The 16,677-nt window shown below is 41.5% G+C and carries 13 protein-coding genes and 1 pseudogene; 13 read left to right on the top strand and 1 reads right to left on the bottom strand.

Going from position 1 to position 16,677, the window contains the following annotated elements; genetic code table 11:
• Window positions 1–4 precede the first annotated feature (4 nt).
• The 8 genes from RHS_RS18730 (at window position 5) to ftsZ (ending at window position 11,718) form a co-directional block, all read left to right on the top strand.
• A complete protein-coding gene (locus RHS_RS18730; RefSeq protein WP_052377753.1) occupies window positions 5–2,137 on the top strand; it encodes a penicillin-binding protein 2 in 2,133 nt (710 codons plus the stop codon).
• A 58-nt stretch (window positions 2,138–2,195) separates the two neighbouring features.
• Complete coding sequence (locus RHS_RS18725; RefSeq protein ID WP_044289286.1) at window positions 2,196–3,950, top strand: penicillin-binding protein 2; 1,755 nt, start codon at window positions 2,196–2,198, stop codon at window positions 3,948–3,950.
• A 300-nt stretch (window positions 3,951–4,250) separates the two neighbouring features.
• Window positions 4,251–5,216, top strand: a complete 966-nt coding sequence (gene mraY, locus RHS_RS18720) for a phospho-N-acetylmuramoyl-pentapeptide-transferase (protein ID WP_044289287.1) — start codon at window positions 4,251–4,253, stop codon at window positions 5,214–5,216.
• Between the two features lie 133 nt (window positions 5,217–5,349).
• Complete coding sequence (gene murD / locus RHS_RS18715) at window positions 5,350–6,708, top strand: UDP-N-acetylmuramoyl-L-alanine--D-glutamate ligase (RefSeq protein ID WP_044293112.1); 1,359 nt, start codon at window positions 5,350–5,352, stop codon at window positions 6,706–6,708.
• A gap of 19 nt (window positions 6,709–6,727) precedes the next feature.
• Window positions 6,728–7,807, top strand: a complete 1,080-nt coding sequence (locus tag RHS_RS18710) for an FtsW/RodA/SpoVE family cell cycle protein (protein WP_027293528.1) — start codon at window positions 6,728–6,730, stop codon at window positions 7,805–7,807.
• Window positions 7,808–7,885: 78 nt separating this feature from the next.
• The gene (gene murA / locus RHS_RS18705; protein ID WP_027293529.1) at window positions 7,886–9,148 is read left to right on the top strand and encodes a UDP-N-acetylglucosamine 1-carboxyvinyltransferase; all 1,263 of its coding nucleotides are present in this window, start codon (window positions 7,886–7,888) and stop codon (window positions 9,146–9,148) included.
• A gap of 77 nt (window positions 9,149–9,225) precedes the next feature.
• A complete protein-coding gene (locus tag RHS_RS18700) occupies window positions 9,226–10,233 on the top strand; it encodes a cell division protein FtsQ/DivIB (RefSeq protein WP_052377754.1) in 1,008 nt (335 codons plus the stop codon).
• A gap of 306 nt (window positions 10,234–10,539) precedes the next feature.
• A complete protein-coding gene (gene ftsZ, locus RHS_RS18695; RefSeq protein ID WP_027293530.1) occupies window positions 10,540–11,718 on the top strand; it encodes a cell division protein FtsZ in 1,179 nt (392 codons plus the stop codon).
• A gap of 59 nt (window positions 11,719–11,777) precedes the next feature.
• Here ftsZ and RHS_RS18690 read toward each other — a convergent pair whose 3' ends face one another.
• Window positions 11,778–12,722 carry an AraC family transcriptional regulator gene (locus RHS_RS18690; RefSeq protein WP_044289288.1) on the bottom strand — a complete coding sequence of 315 codons (945 nt, stop codon included), beginning with the start codon at window positions 12,720–12,722 and terminating at the stop codon, window positions 11,778–11,780.
• 174 nt (window positions 12,723–12,896) lie between these two features.
• Here RHS_RS18690 and RHS_RS18685 point away from each other — a divergent pair, with 174 nt between their 5' ends.
• From RHS_RS18685 to RHS_RS18670, 5 genes and pseudogenes are all read left to right on the top strand, one after another.
• Window positions 12,897–13,826: a sugar phosphate nucleotidyltransferase gene (locus RHS_RS18685; protein ID WP_027293531.1), complete on the top strand. Its 930-nt coding sequence runs from the start codon at window positions 12,897–12,899 to the stop codon at window positions 13,824–13,826.
• On the top strand, window positions 13,826–14,938 hold the full coding sequence (locus RHS_RS18680; protein WP_044293110.1) for a phosphotransferase enzyme family protein: 1,113 nt from the start codon (window positions 13,826–13,828) through the stop codon (window positions 14,936–14,938). Before RHS_RS18685 ends, RHS_RS18680 begins: the two co-directional genes overlap by 1 nt.
• Window positions 14,939–15,195: 257 nt before the next feature.
• Window positions 15,196–16,116, top strand: a complete 921-nt coding sequence (locus tag RHS_RS18675) for a sugar phosphate nucleotidyltransferase (protein ID WP_044293109.1) — start codon at window positions 15,196–15,198, stop codon at window positions 16,114–16,116.
• Window positions 16,117–16,151: 35 nt separating this feature from the next.
• Window positions 16,152–16,247 (top strand): annotated as a pseudogene (locus RHS_RS31350) (hypothetical protein); the annotation flags it as partial.
• Window positions 16,248–16,279: 32 nt separating this feature from the next.
• The coding region (locus tag RHS_RS18670) for an SDR family NAD(P)-dependent oxidoreductase (RefSeq protein WP_047834036.1) at window positions 16,280–16,677 on the top strand (398 nt) is incomplete at its 3' end.

Below are 16,677 nucleotides of genomic sequence, written 5' to 3'. Positions count from 1 at the left end.
ATGATTGGCATCAGAAAGAAATAGAGATAGAAAACGAAACAGTAAAAAAATATTTACCAAAAAAATGCAAATAAAGCTTATGGCTATATTTGCATTAGTTTTATTAGCGCTTGTGGGGCTGAATGTCCGGATTGCGTATATTACGGCTAAGAGCGGTGATAAGTACGCCAGGAAAGTTTTATCCCAGCAGCAGTATGACAGCCGAACCATACCATTTCGCCGGGGAGAGATTCTGGACCGGAATGGTAATATTCTGGCAAGAAGTGAGAAGGTCTATAATGTGGTTCTGGATTGCTTTGCAATCAATGCAGATGAGGATTTTATAGAACCAACCATAAGCGCCCTGGTAGCAACCCTGGGTGTGGATGAATCGGAAGTGCGCAAGATAATTACTTCAGAGGAAACCAAGGACAGTCAGTATCAGGTTATTAAAAGAGAAGTGTCCATGGAAGACAAACAGAAATACGAGGATTACACAGATTTATCCGAAGACCGCAAGCTGAGTGATGAAAGACGGCTGGAACTGGAAAACGTGCAGGGTATCTGGTTTGAAGAGGATTTTATACGTAAGTATCCCTTTAACACCCTTGCGAGTAATGTACTTGGTTTTTCCAATGATCTGAATGAGGGTATCGTTGGGCTGGAGTCCTATTACAACGATGTATTGAGAGGAGTAGACGGACGTGAATTCGGATATCTGAACGAAGATTCCGAGCTTCAGCGAACCACGGTAGAACCTACCAATGGTAAAAGCCTGGTGTCTACCATTGATGTAAATATCCAGCAGGTTGTGGAAAAATATATCAAAGAATTTGACGATAAGTATAAAGATGGCCCATGGGTAGATTTTGCAGGACATGGAAGTAAAAATACCGGTGTTATTGTGGGAGATCCCAATACGGGAGAAATTCTGGCAATGGCTACCAATCAGGCTTATGATTTAAATGATCCGGAAAATCTGGATGGATGGTATACTAAAAAGCAGATCGAAGCAATGTCTGATGAGGAATATGTAACAGCGCTGAATGGACTTTGGAGTAATTTCTGTATTTCAGGAGCATTTGAACTGGGTTCCACTTATAAACCGGTTGTTGTGGCATCCGCTTTAGAAGGCGGGTTTGCAGATGATTCAGATCATTACTATTGTAATGGCTATCTGCAGTATGGATCGGAACCTCCGATTTATTGTGATAACCGGAATGGACATCAGGACGAAACCTTAAGTGATGTAGTAAAGAATTCCTGTAATGTTGGTATGATGGAGATTGCTGATAAAATGGGAGTGGATGCTTTCGTTAAATATCAGGAGTTATTTAATTTTGGTAAGAAAACCGGAATTGATCTGCCAAACGAAAATGCGGGTATTTTATATAACAGTAATAACATGCATGTAATTGAATTGGCAACCAATTCATTTGGACAGGGATTTACCGCTTCTATGATTCAGGAATTTGCAGCGTTTTCAACCGTTGTAAACGGCGGCAACTATTATCGTCCCCACATGGTAAGACAAGTACTGGATTCAAAGGGCGGAGTTGCTAAAGATATTGATCCGCTGCTGTTAAGCCAGCCGGTTTCATCTAAGAACTCTTCCTTATTAAAGGAATATCTGGAAGCCGTTGTAAAAGAAGGAACCGGACAGAAAGCGCAGATTCCCGGCTACCGTATCGGTGGTAAGACAGGTACTGCGGAGACTCTCCCGCGTGGAGAGGATCGTTATATCGTATCCTTTATCGGGGCGGTACCTATTGATGATCCGCAGGTGGTTATTTATACGGTTGTAGATGAACCAAACGTAGAGGATCAGGAAATCGGCGGATATTCCATGGAGATTTCCAAAAAGATCTTATCAGAAATCCTTCCCTATTTGGGAATATATCCAACGGAGGAGATTACAGATGATGAACGTGGTACCCTGGGTATGAAGACAGGAGAAAATGCAGACGGCACATCAGATGGAACTACGGATGGCACGACGGACGGTACAACGGACGGTACAGGCGAGAATGCAGATGGTACTGCTCAGAACGGAGTGCCGGATCAGAATTATGTAGAACCTTTGGAAGACACGGGAGAGCCTCAGGAAGATCCCTGGGACGATGGCGTGACCAACGAAGATCTGCAGCTTGAACAATAAAGACATATCCCCGTAGAAGTAATAATAGATTATACTAATTACTTCTACGGGGATTTTTATGCTCAAAATTAAAACGTATCACAAGAAGAAGATTGTTGTAGTATTTACCCTGTGCTTTTTGGTATTAGCTGCCCTGGTGGGACGCCTTGTTTATCTGATGATATTTAAATCGGATTACTATGCCCAGAAAGCGGAGGAACTTCACGAAAGAGAAAGAGATATTAAGGCTGCCAGAGGAGAAATTATGGATGCTACGGGAACTGCCCTGGCAACAAATAAAACTGTTTGTACAATTTCTGTTATTCACAGTCAGATTAAAGAACCGGATAAAGTGATTGCCATGCTGGTAAAGGAGTTGGGGCTATCCGAGGCTGAGGTACGGAAAAGGGTAGAGAAGAGAAGCTCTATTGAACGTGTAAAGACGAATGTAGAAAAAGAGGTTGGGGATAAGATCCGGGAATATAATCTGGCCGGAGTGAAGGTAGATGAGGATTTTAAACGTTATTATCCATTTGGATCCCTGGCATCCAAGGTTTTGGGATTTACAGGGAGCGACAATCAGGGGATAATCGGTCTGGAAGTAAAGTACGAGGATATCTTAAAGGGCAGCCCCGGTAAAATTCTTACGATGACAGATGCCAGGGGAGTGGAACTGCCGGAAGCAGGAGAGAGCAGGCTGGAGCCTATTAACGGAAATGATTTGTATATCAGCCTTGACAACAATATACAACAGTATGTCGAGCAGGCAGCCAAGAAGGTAATGGAACAGAAAGGTGCGGACAGTGTATCCATACTGCTTATGAGACCCGGGAATGGAGAAATTGTGGCTATGGTTAATGTTCCGGAATTTGATCTGAACAGTCCGTTTACATTAAATGTAGATTCCTCACAGATGACAGATAAAGAGAAACAGGATGCCCTGAATCAGATGTGGAGAAATGGGTGCATTAATGATACCTATGAACCGGGATCCACATTTAAAATTATTACTGCTGCGGCAGGTCTGGAAGAAGGAGTAGTTTCTCTGACGGATCAGTTTTCCTGCCCCGGATATAAAATTGTGGAGGACAGAAGAATACGCTGCCATAAAGTAGCGGGCCATGGAGGAGAAACTTTTGTACAGGGAGTCATGAACTCCTGCAACCCGGTATTTATTGAAGTGGGGCTGCGGCTGGGTGTGGACAATTATTTTAAATATTTCAATCAGTTCGGCCTGAATAACAAGACCGGTATTGATCTTCCCGGTGAAGCAGCAACCATCATGCATAAAAAGGACAATGTAGGGCAGGTAGAACTTGCCACGATCTCTTTTGGGCAGTCATTTCAGATTACGCCGATGCAGCTTGCAACAACGGCAAGTTCCATCATTAACGGCGGCAGGCGGGTTACACCGCATTTTGGTGTATCTGTTAAGGATAAAGAAGGGACGCTGATTAAGAAACTGCAATATCCCCTGGGAGACAGAATCCTGTCAGAAGATACTTCGGCAACCATGCGCTATGTATTGGAGCAGGTAGTTGATGGCGGTTCAGGCAAAAATGCTTATATTGCAGGATACCATATTGGTGGTAAAACAGCTACATCAGAGACACTTCCAAGAAGTGCCAACAAATATATTTCTTCATTCCTGGGATTTGCACCGGCAAATGATCCCCAGATATTGGGACTCTGCGTCATTCATAATCCACAGGGTGTTTATTATGGCGGAACCATAGCAGCTCCTGTAATTAAAGACATTTTTGCGAATATTCTGCCTTATCTGGAAATACCAATAGATGAATCCCAGTTGGAAACGGAGACAGAAACGCAGTGATTTGTATAGGCCTGATAGCTTTGTAACGGCAACCTGAATCTCGGAAAGATGGGAAGCGGGGGACCTGCATGGACGGCAAAGGCAACTGACAGAGTCCATGCAGGTCCCCCGCTTCCCATCTTTCCGGACACTATCCAAAATTTACAAAGCGTTATTAATCAACAAAACACCAATTTCATGTTTTCATAACCAGATCAGTTTATCATGTTTTTTAGATTTCAAGGTTGATTAATAACCAAAAAAAGTTTATACTAATCTATAGTATGTCTACAAATAGCGAAAGAATTAAAGAGGTGTATTATGATTATTGGTACTGAAGTTATTATTCCATTACTAGTGGCGTTTGCCATCAGTGTAGCACTTAGTCCTTTTGTAATTCCATTTTTACGGAAGCTGAAAGTGGGACAGACGGAGAGAACAGACGGCGTCCAGTCTCATTTGAAAAAGGCGGGAACTCCTACTATGGGAGGGTTGATTATTTTAATCAGCATACTGGCAACTTCTTTGTTTTTTGTGAAGGATTATCCGCAGATCATACCGGTCTTATTTTTGACTCTTGGATTTGGTATTATCGGATTTTTAGATGATTACCTGAAAGTCGTATTAAGACGGTCAGACGGATTACTTCCATGGCAGAAGATGCTGGGGCAGATTGTAATTACAACCATTTTCCTGGCATATATTCTTATTGTAGATTCATCCGGCCTTACGATTATGAATCCTTTTGACAAAGGAACTTATATTGATTTTAAGCTGATTACAATACCCCTTGTGTATATTGCGGTAATTGGAACGGTAAACGGTGTTAATTTTACAGATGGTCTGGATGGTCTGGCTACCGGAGTTACTACGATGGTCGCTGTATTTTTTACAGTAGTGTCCATTGCTTATAAAGGCGGAATACAACCTATCACAGCAGCCGTTGTAGGGGCGCTGCTGGGATTTTTATTGTTTAATGCACATCCGGCTAAGGTATTTATGGGAGATACCGGATCGTTAGCTCTGGGAGGTTTTGTGGCAGGCTGTGCCTATGCCCTTAGGATGCCATGGATTATTATCATTGTAGGATTGGTTTACCTGGTAGAGGTAATCTCAGTTATGATCCAGATTACTTATTTTAAGAAGACCGGCGGCAAGAGATTTTTCAAAATGGCTCCGATTCATCACCATTTTGAGTTATGCGGATGGTCGGAAACCCAGGTGGTAGCTGTATTTACCGTTGTTACAGCGTTATTATGTCTGGTAGGGCTTCTGATACTTTCCTAAAGTGAATCAGCTGGCAGATATGGATTCCCTGGTTTATTACTGACCCGGGGACAGAGACAGATGAAAAGCAGATTAATGATAGAGATAAGAACATACGGTTTGAGAAATCAAATGACCGGTTAGGAGGATTACAATGGAATTAAAGGACAAGAAAGTTCTTGTATTTGGTACCGGAATCAGCGGTATAGGTGCGGTAGAATTATTGGAAAAAGTACAAGCGAAACCAGTCCTGTATGATGGAAATACAAAACTTACAAAAGCAGAAATAAGTGAAAGACTGCCAATGGGCAGCAATGCGGATATTATAATCGGAGACCTGCCGGAAGATATTATGGCAAGCCTTGATCTGGCGGTTTTAAGTCCGGGTGTACCTACGGATCTTCCTCTTGTGAACAAAATGAGGGAAAACGGGATTCCAGTCTGGGGTGAAGTAGAACTTGCCTATGTTAACAGCAAAGGAAGTGTGCTTGCAATTACGGGAACCAATGGAAAGACTACTACAACCAGCCTGCTTGGAGAGATCATGAAGTATCATGCTAAGGAAGTGTATGTAGTTGGAAATATAGGGAATCCCTATACCCAGGTTGCGCTGGAAATGACTCCCGATGCGGTAACAGTAGCGGAAATCAGCAGCTTTCAGCTGGAAACCATACATTCTTTCCGGCCAAAGGTGAGCGCTGTTTTAAATATAACACCGGATCATCTGGACCGGCATCATACCATGGAGGAATACATCCGGGTAAAAGAGAGTATTACCTTAAATCAGGGAGAAGAAGATACCTGTGTCCTGAATTATGAAGATGAGCTGTTAAGAGAATTTGGCAGTTCGCTAAAATGCAAGGTATTATTTTTCAGCAGCCTGCGTACACTAGATAAGGGTATTTACATAAATGATGGAGCGATTGAATACAATGATGGTACAAATAAAATCACGGTATGCCAGATCAGCGAGTTAAAACTTCCCGGAAGGCATAATCATGAAAATGTTATGGCAGCTGTGGCAATGGCGATAGCTTTTGGAGTGCCGTTTGAAGAAATTCATTATGTAATAACAAGATTTACGGCTGTGGAACATAGAATAGAGTATGTGACTAAGGTTCGCGGTGTGGCATATTATAATGATTCAAAAGGTACGAATCCGGATGCCGCAATGAAAGGAATTCAGGCTATGGACCGCCCCACATTACTCATTGGGGGGGGCTATGATAAAAATTCTTCCTATGATGAGTGGATACATTCTTTTGATGGAAAAGTCCGTTACCTGGTATTAATCGGGCAGACTAGGGAGAAGATTGCAGATGCAGCAAAACGATGTGGTTTCAATGACATTATTCTGGCAGATTCACTGGAAGAAGCTATTGATATCTGTGCTAAAAAAGCCAATCCGGGCGATGCCGTATTACTTTCACCGGCATGTGCAAGCTGGGGTATGTTTCCCAATTATGAAGAGCGGGGACGGGTTTTTAAAGAGCATGTAAGACATCTTCATTAATTAAAAAAGGAGTGATGGTTTGAATCAAGGTGTGAAAAGACAGGACTACACACTACTGATAATCGTGCTTTTCTTAATTTGCTTTGGTTTAATAACACTCTATAGTACAAGCGCATATAATGGCCAGGTTAAGTTTGCTGATCCCGGCTATTATTTTAAAAAACAATTATTTGCAACAATCCTGGGCATTGTGGCGATGCTGATCGTTTCCAGAATGGATTACCATATTTTCGGGAAGTTTGCATTCTATGCTTATCTGCTATCCCTGGCATTATCCGGGGCAGTACTGATCTTTGGGGATTCTTATAATGGTTCAAAGAGATGGCTGTCTCTTGGACCGCTGTCTTTCCAGCCATCTGAGTTTGCAAAGCTGGCGGTCATATTATTTCTGGCATATATGGTCAGCAGCCAGAAAAAAAAGCGGGGAAATGTATTCCTGATATCTATGGTTATTGGTCTGGTACTCCCGATTGTAGGTCTGGTTGGAACGAATAACTTAAGTACAGCTATTATTATCCTTGGTATTGCGGTTATTCTGATTTTTGTATCAAATCCAAAATATCTGCAGTTTATCTGGATAGGTGCCGTTGGGATTGGATTTATCAGCATTTTTCTGAGTATGGAATCCTATCGCCTGGAACGTCTTGCAATCTGGAAGAATCCGGAGAATTTTGAAAAAGGTTTTCAGACGATCCAGGGGCTTTACGCGATTGGTTCAGGAGGTTTGTTCGGAAGAGGATTAGGGGAGAGCATTCAGAAACTGGGATTCGTTCCGGAAGCACAAAATGACATGATCTTTTCTATTATCTGCGAAGAATTGGGGCTGACAGGTGCCATTATTCTGATTATTATATTTATTGTCATGATCTGGCGTTTTATGGTGATTGCGACTCATGCCAAGGATTTATTCGGATCTTTGATTGCGGTGGGCGTTATGGGACATATTGCCATTCAGGTTATGCTGAACATTGCGGTTGTAACAAATACAATTCCCAATACCGGTATCACCCTTCCGTTTATCAGTTATGGAGGAACTTCCGTACTATTCCTGCTGTCGGAAATGGGGCTGGCGCTTAGTGTCAGCCGGTGGCAAAAATAGATTCCGTGCATATAATGAGATATATGGGTTTAATGGCCGCCTTATAGCGGTCATTAGAAGTTATCGGAGGAATCTTACTTGGATGGTATAAAAGTTCTGGGTGGTCATCCGTTGCACGGGGAAATCGCGATACAAGGCTCGAAAAATGCCATACTTCCTATTATAGCAGGAACACTTCTGCATGATGGAATCACGGTTCTGCATAATTGTCCGAAAATCTTGGATGTTATGTATATGGTAGAGATACTAAAACAATTGGGATGCCGCGTCTGCTGGAAGGATGATACACTTGTAATTGATGCATCCTGCCTGGACTGCTGTGAAGTGCCGGCAGATCATGCAGGCAAGCTGCGTTCATCTATTATTTTATTAGGTAGCCTTCTGGGCAGGCATAGAGAAGCACATGTACCTTATCCGGGTGGATGTACAATCGGAGCAAGGCCAATTGATCTTCATTTGGAAGCCTTCAGGCAGATGGGTGTTTGCATAGAGGAGCAGGAAGGTTTGCTTCTGGCACAGACAAAGGGTCTTTGCGGTGCCAGAATTCATTTGCGTTTCCCGAGCGTGGGTGCCACGGAAAATATTATTCTGGGTGCCGTGCTAGCGGACGGAACGACAGTTCTGACAGGTGCGGCAAGAGAACCGGAAATTGTAGAATTGGCTGTATTTTTAAATAAAAAAGGGGCCAGAATAACAGGGATGGGAAGTGACTGTATCTGTATCCGTGGTGTTGACAGGCTGCATGATTCAGAATATACTATGGGACCGGACAGAATTGTAGCCGGGACATATGTATTGGCAGCTCTGGGCAGCCGGGGATGTGTCACATTGTGGAACGCGCCTGTGGATCAGATAAAAAATATATTGTATCTATCAGGTAAAATGGGAGCTTCCCTCAGATGGAACCGTAATTGTCTGAGAGTAGATGCAAGAAGGGCTGGAGCTCCGGTCCCGTTTATTGAGACCAACCCATACCCGGGTTTTCCTACAGATCTGCAGTCTCAGCTTATGGCAGTACTTTGTATGGCAAAGGGGAAAAGCTGCATACGGGAAACAGTATTCGAAGCCAGATTCCATGTGGCTGAAGAACTGAACCGGATGGGGGCCAGGGTGCTTACCAACTCAATGGAAGCACATATCGAAGGCGTAGATAGGCTGACAGGCTGTGATGTAAAAGCGTCAGAACTTCGGGGAGGTGCTGCACTTACTATAGCCGGTCTGATGGCCGAGGGAGTTACGAGAATAAGTAATAAACATTTTATTGATAGGGGATATGTAGATATCTGTGAAGATCTGAAGGCATTGGGAGCCAGGATCTCTCCTATAGAAATAACAGAGTAATTATCTGACTCGGAGAATGGGGAATGCAGTCAGGTAGTCACAAATTGTTTTAAAATGAGAGGATACAGGTGATTAGTATGGAGCAGGGCTACAAAAGAAAGAAGAAGAGAAGGAAAAAAATTGGAAAAATAGCTGCCTTATCAATTCTCGCACTTCTATTAATAAGTGCAATTGTAGTATTTGGATTATTCCGCATTCAAGAGGTAGAAGTTGTGGGGAATGATTATTATACGGCAGACGAGATAAAGAAAATGGTAATGTCAGATTCTATGGCGCAGAATTCAATTTATCTGACGTGGAAATACAGCCACGCGAATATCCAGGAAGAACTTCCCTTTTTAAGTACGGTGGAAATAGAGATGCTGGCTCCATATAAGGTTCGTATTCATGTTTATGAAAAAACCATCGTCGGGTATATCCAAACTGCTGGATCAAATGTATACTTTGATAAGGACGGGGTTGTCATGGAGAACTCTCAGGAAGTGAGAGAGGGAGTTCCCATGATTTCCGGGGTGAATCTTGGTAAAGTGGAAGTACTGGGAAAACTGCCGATTGAAGATAAAGACCTGTTTAAGTCAGTGGTGACTCTGGCACAGCTTCTGAATAAGAATGCAATTATGCCGGATGAAATCCACTTTGATGAAGAAAATGCCATGTCATTGTATTTTGCAAAAAACACGGTACTTTTGGGACAGAATAAAAACCTGGAAGAAAAGATCTCTAATCTGAAGGCGATCTATCCGAAAATGTCTACTATGGATGGCACTTTGGATATGGAAAATTTTACTGCAGATTCCAGTACGGCTATTTTTAAGAAGGGAAATGGCAAGAAAGACAGTGCAGGTAAGGAAGAAGGAGAATCCGAGAGCGAGTCAGAAAGTGAAAGCGGCAAGAGCGCAGGACCTAACTATAAAGAGGAATCGGGAAGAGTATCCAAGGATGCGGCCGGAAATGAAGTTTATACCGATGATGCAGGAAACGTAACAAATGATATGACGCAGCAGTATTTGGGTGATGATGGACAGGTTATTACAGATGGTTATGGATATATTGATCCGTATACCGGTGCCTATATCCTGAATTAGGCCGCAAAACTGACTGCCCCGGTATGCAAAGAATTCTTAAGAACCGGTATTGACTGAAAAACGCTGTTTTTGTCGATTACCGGAGTATGAAATCGAATCCGTAATGCATATTCTTTTATATATGTTAGGATTTTATGAAGAATGCTTAAAAAAACAATGAAATTTAAAAATCTACTTGATTAATTTGAGAAAAAACTATATTATATAATAAATGCAGTTTGGATACTGGGATGATATTGTCCAAAACTGTAAATGAATTTTAGAATGTACAGATACGAGAAGGAGGAAATACCCTTGTTAGAGATTATGACAAACGAAGCTGAATCCGCTGCGAAGATTATTGTAATTGGAGTGGGCGGTGCAGGCAATAATGCTGTAAATAGAATGGTGGACGATACAATTGGAGGAGTAGAATTTATCGGTGTGAATACTGATAAGCAGGCATTGCAGTTATGCAAAGCGCCTACTACAATTCAGATTGGTGAGAAATTAACAAAAGGACTCGGCGCAGGAGCACAGCCTCAGGTTGGGCAGCAGGCTGCTGAGGAAAGTGCAGAAGAATTAAAACAGGCTATGCAGGGTTCAGATATGGTATTCGTTACCTGTGGTATGGGTGGCGGAACAGGAACAGGTGCAGCTCCGGTTGTGGCAGGCCTGGCAAAAGAAATGGGAATTCTTACCGTAGGTGTTGTAACAAAACCTTTCCGTTTTGAAGCAAAAACACGTATGAATAATGCCCTGACAGGTATTGAAAAATTAAAGGACAACGTTGATACTTTAATTGTAATTCCAAATGACAAATTATTAGAGATTGTAGACAGAAGAACTACCATGCCGGAAGCTTTGAAAAAAGCGGATGAGGTTCTGCAGCAGGCAGTTCAGGGTATTACAGACCTGATTAACTTACCTGCACTGATCAATCTGGACTTTGCAGATGTTCAGACAGTGATGACAGATAAGGGTATTGCCCATATCGGTATCGGACAGGCTAAGGGCGATGATAAAGCGTTAGAGGCTGTGAAGCAGGCAGTATCCAGTCCTCTTCTGGAGACTACGATTGAAGGCGCATCTCATGTTATCATTAATATTTCCGGTGATATCTCTCTGATGGATGCCAATGATGCAGCAAGTTATGTACAGGAACTTACCGGAGATGATGCTAATATTATCTTTGGTGCGATGTATGATGATACTTATGCAGATGAAGCAAGTATTACGGTTATTGCAACCGGATTGGACGAGCATGCTGGTTCACAGCCATCTGTGAATAAGAAGATCGTGCCGGAGTACAGCAGTTCTTTTGCTGGAAAAGAAAAGCAGAATACAGGATTTGGTTTCCAGAAATCTGCAGCACCGAGCAGAAACACAGTACCTCAGAATACAAGAACTTCAACTCCAAGTTCTTCTGTAGGGAAATTGAGAACACCTGAAAGTAACGTAGCTGAGAAAAACATTCAGATTCCTGATTTCTTAAAGAGAAGATAATAGAAACTTCGAATGTCATGATAGAGAAAGTATCTGTTTAAAATAAGCCCGGGATGATTTCATTCCGGGCTTGACTTGTGTGCTGCTGTGCTGTTTGTTTTCATCATTCCGTCATGGCGCTCCGAAAAAACTTTAATGCTGGAAGCGTATTCACTGGGAGTCATCCCGGTTACTTTCTTGAATTGACGGCTGAAATAGTGTATGGATGTGTAGCCAAGAGTATCTGCAATCTGAGTAAAATTCATATTTTTATTACGGATCAGCTGTTTGGCAGCATCTATTTTTATCTTACAGAAATAATCTATAATGCCGCAGTTATTCTTTTCACGGAAAAGCTTTTGCAGCTGAGACCGGCTGATCAGATTGTCACGGCAGATTTGTTCTATGGTTAATTGGTTTTTCATATTGCCCACCAGATAGTTTACGATACGGTTATAGATTTCTTCATCATTTTTTGCTTTAATAGATTTCGTGATGGGAGTCAGACTTTGCAGTGCGGTGTATCTTCGATACAGTTGTATCAGTATATGTTCCAGATTAATCTTAATTAGCTGCTGGCTGCCAAAAGGATGCTCCGGGTTTAATTCCATTTCTTCCAGATAAGGGTCATCCAAAGGAGAAGTAAACGTATGCATCGCCTCGATAATGATAGATGCCAGCAAATTTCTTTCGACTTCTCCGATGGTCAGGATTTTGTTCTCAAAAAAACTCATGCGTGGTGAATCACAGATGAAAGAAATAACGACCAGATTGGGTGCCGTCAGTCCATTTGCTGTAACATTGTGAAATTCATTGGGCTTATGAAATATAATATCCCCCTTTTTTAAAGAGATCTTATGGCTGTCAGACATAACCGACACCTCTCCTTTATCCACACATAAAAATTCCCAGAAATCATGGGATTCTCCATCAAATTTAAAGTCACTGGTATATTCAAAATAATGAACTGTGACAATCTGATCAATTCGAAAATCTTCATGAAGTGTTATGCTTTTATATTCCATAAAAAATACCCCCTTGTATGCTATAGAATATCGCATTTTTGGACAAAATGCAAATAATAAATCCGATAGTGCAAAATTGCTGAAAGATTGTACAAATATTTTTGAGAAAAGGTATACTATAATGACGTTAATACAAAGTTAGATGAATAAAAAATAAAAGATAAAAGGAGATGTATGGACATGAAACCAGTATTGGTGATTATGGCAGCAGGAATGGGAAGCCGTTATGGAGGCCTGAAACAGATTGATCCTGTAGATGAGCAGGGACATATCATTATTGATTTTTCCATTTTTGATGCAGTGAAAGCAGGATTTGAAAAAGTAGTATTTATTATTAAAAAAGAGGATGAGGCAGATTTTAAGGAATGCATCGGCGACCGGATGAGCAAACAAATGGATGTTTCTTATGTTTACCAGGATTTACATAACATTCCGGAAGGATTTGAAGTTCCGGAGGGGAGAGTAAAACCCTGGGGAACAGGACATGCAATTTTAAGCTGTCTGGGAAAAGTGGACGGACCATTTGCAGTTATCAATGCAGATGATTATTATGGACAACATGCTTTTGAAACCATTTACAATTATTTAAGTACCCATGAGGATGATGAACAATACCGCTATACTATGGTGGGATACGTACTGGAAAATACGCTGACAGATCACGGACATGTTGCAAGAGGTGTCTGTGAGACTGATGAGCAGGGATTCCTGGTAGGCATTCATGAAAGAACCCGTATTGAAAAACGCAGCGAAGGTGCAGCATATACGGAAGATGACGGAATAACCTGGACTAAGATTCCGGCAGGAAGTACGGTGTCCATGAATATGTGGGGATTTTCTAAGAGTATCTTAGAGGAACTGCAAAACCGGTTTGCAGCATTCCTGAAACAAAATTTAGAAAGCAATCCTCTGAAATGTGAATACTTCTTACCAACTGTTGTAGGTGAGCTTCTGGAAGAAAAAAAGGCAACGGTAGAAGTACTGAAATCTTCTGACAGATGGTATGGTGTTACCTATAAAGAAGATAAGCAGGTAGTTGTGGATGCGGTAGAGAATTTCAAGAAGCAGGGATTGTATCCTGAAAAATTGTGGGAGGAACAGTAATGGCAAAACAAGAAACTTGCAGTAAGTTAGAGGAAGTGATTCAGAATTTTCAATATGAAGGAGTTTATCAAAGCGGCAATGCTTATGGAAGCGGGCATATCAATGATACATTTTTGCTTATATTTGATAATGGAGGCAAAATGATAAGATATATTCTACAGCGTATGAACCGTGAGATTTTCAAAAACCCGGTAGAATTAATGGAGAATATCGTTCATGTGACATCCTTTCTGAGAAAAAAAATAATTCAGATGGGAGGTGATCCGGAACGTGAGACTCTAAATGTGATTCCTACGCTCAAAGGAGAACATTATTATGTGGATTCTTCCGGTGAATATTGGCGCAGCTATGGATTCATCGAGGGTGCAACCAGCTATGATGCTGTAGAAAAACCAGATGATTTTTATCAGAGTGCTGTTGCATTTGGCAATTTTCAAAGGCTTCTATCGGATTATCCTGCAAAAACCCTGCATGAAACTATTAAAGATTTCCATAATACAATCGATCGCTTTGACAAGTTTAAAAAAGCGGTGGAAGAGGATATCTGCCAAAGGGCAAAAGAGGTACAGCCGGAAATTCAATTTGTCCTGGAGAGGGAAGCGGATGCCCATATCCTGTGTGATATGCTGGAAAAAGGAGAACTGCCGCTGCGGGTTACCCATAATGACACCAAGCTTAATAATATTATGATTGATGACAAGACTGGAAAGGGTATATGTGTCATTGACCTGGATACCGTAATGCCGGGATTAGCACTGAATGATTTTGGTGATTCCATTCGTTTTGGTGCCAGCACCGGAGCGGAAGATGAAAAGGATTTATCAAAAATTTCCTGTGACCTGAATCTGTTTGCATTATATACAAAAGGTTATATCGAAGGATGTGCGGGTAGCCTTACGGAAATGGAGATTAAAATGCTTCCTACAGGTGCCAAGCTGATGACTTTCGAATGCGGTATGCGTTTTCTGACGGATTATCTGCAAGGTGATACTTATTTTAAGATTCATCGGGATAAGCATAATGTAGACAGATGCCGAACTCAGTTTAAACTGGTGGCAGATATGGAAGACAAGTGGAATGAAATGGCGGATATTGTAGAAAAATATCTATGATTTTAAAGGTACATAAGGAAAAGGGGGTGCCCAAATCTCTTCTTTTGTGATAAACTTACTTAGTAGTCCATCATTGCGCAATTAACAGTGAATTAAACTCTCGCTATCTACGCCGGAAGCACGCCCACGAAGCTAGCCGTAGGATCCACTACGTGTCCCTTCGTGGACGCACATCTGACGCAGATATCAGGCACTTTATTCACCATTAATTACGCAATGCTGTACTAGGAATGATTTAAGCTAAACGGAGGAAGAATATGAGCAAACCAGTTTTAGTGATCATGGCAGCAGGAATGGGCAGCAGATATGGCGGACTGAAGCAGATTGATCCAGTAGATGAACAGGGACATATGATTATTGATTTTTCCATTTATGATGCCATTCGGGCCGGTTTTCAAAAAGTAGTATTTATCATTAAAAAAGAAAATGAGGCAGATTTCCGGGCAGCAATTGGCAATCGGATGGAAAGACAATTGGAAGTGGAGTATGTATATCAGGAGATGAATAGCCTGCCGGAAGGTTATGAGGTACCAGAGGGGCGTCAGAAGCCATTTGGAACAGGTCATGCAGTGCTTAGCTGCAGTAGTGTGGTAGATGGCCCATTTGCAGTCATCAATGCAGATGATTACTATGGACGGCATGCCTATCAGATGATCTATGATTACCTGTCTAATCACCAGGATGATGCAAAATACCGTTATACGATGGTTGGGTATGTCCTTGAAAATACCCTGACAGATAATGGGCATGTTGCCAGAGGAGTCTGTGTGACCGATGATCATCACTATTTGACAGGAATAAATGAAAGAACCCATATTGAAAAAAGAAATGGTAAGGCTGAATATACGGAAGACGAGGGTGCAACCTGGACAGAGATACCGGAAGGAAGCACAGTGTCTATGAATATGTGGGGATTTTCAGGCAGTATCCTTCAGGAATTAAAAGATAGATTTCCGAAGTTTCTGGATGAGAATCTGAAAATGAATCCATTAAAATGTGAGTATTTTCTGCCTACAGTTGTAAATGACCTGATCGATGAAGGAAAAGCGACAGTAGAGGTTTTAAAATCTTTGGATAAATGGTATGGGGTTACTTACAAAGAAGATAAAGAGTATGTAGTAAATGCGATTAAGAATTTAAAGATGACCGGACTGTATCCGGAGTTTTTATGGAAATAACGTGCAATCACGGATATTAATGAAAGCAGCTTTGTGACGCACATCTTGCAGAAAGCATTTTTCAGGCACGCTCTAATGCAAAAATATGTTGCGAAATATACAGAGTGGGTATAGACTATAAAAGAAACTAATTCAGTTGGCAAAGAATGAGGAGGAGCACATCATGGCAATTTTAGTTACTGGCGGGGCTGGTTATATCGGCAGCCATACATGTATTGAGTTATTAAGCGCAGGGTACGATGTGGTTGTCGTAGACAATCTTTACAATTCAAGCGAAAAAGCAATCCAGCGAGTAGAAGAAATCTCAGGTAAAAAAGTAACGTTCTATAAAGCTGACATCCTGGACAGAGAAAAATTAAATGAAATTTTTGATAAGGAATCGATTGATTCCGTAATTCATTTTGCAGGATTGAAAGCTGTTGGAGAATCTGTAGCAAAACCTTTGGAATATTATCATAACAACATGACAGGTACCTTTATCCTGTGCGAAGTAATGAGAGACCATAATGTGAAAAACATTATCTTCAGTTCTTCTGCAACTGTATATGGAGATCCTGCATT

The organism is Robinsoniella sp. RHS (assembly GCF_001029355.1).
Classification (GTDB): Bacteria; Bacillota; Clostridia; order Lachnospirales; family Lachnospiraceae; genus Robinsoniella; species Robinsoniella peoriensis.
This window is presented reverse-complemented; position numbering and strand designations above follow the sequence as displayed.

Coding starts and splice junctions, on each gene's coding strand:
- RHS_RS18725 (WP_044289286.1), top strand. CDS start 2,196: ATGCTCAAAATTAAAACGTATCACAAGAAGAAGATTGTTGTAGTATTT.
- mraY (WP_044289287.1), top strand. CDS start 4,251: ATGATTATTGGTACTGAAGTTATTATTCCATTACTAGTGGCGTTTGCC.
- murD (WP_044293112.1), top strand. CDS start 5,350: ATGGAATTAAAGGACAAGAAAGTTCTTGTATTTGGTACCGGAATCAGC.
- RHS_RS18700 (WP_052377754.1), top strand. CDS start 9,226: ATGGAGCAGGGCTACAAAAGAAAGAAGAAGAGAAGGAAAAAAATTGGA.
- ftsZ (WP_027293530.1), top strand. CDS start 10,540: ATGACAAACGAAGCTGAATCCGCTGCGAAGATTATTGTAATTGGAGTG.
- RHS_RS18690 (WP_044289288.1), bottom strand. CDS start 12,722: ATGGAATATAAAAGCATAACACTTCATGAAGATTTTCGAATTGATCAG.
- RHS_RS18685 (WP_027293531.1), top strand. CDS start 12,897: ATGGACATGAAACCAGTATTGGTGATTATGGCAGCAGGAATGGGAAGC.
- RHS_RS18680 (WP_044293110.1), top strand. CDS start 13,826: ATGGCAAAACAAGAAACTTGCAGTAAGTTAGAGGAAGTGATTCAGAAT.
- RHS_RS18675 (WP_044293109.1), top strand. CDS start 15,196: ATGAGCAAACCAGTTTTAGTGATCATGGCAGCAGGAATGGGCAGCAGA.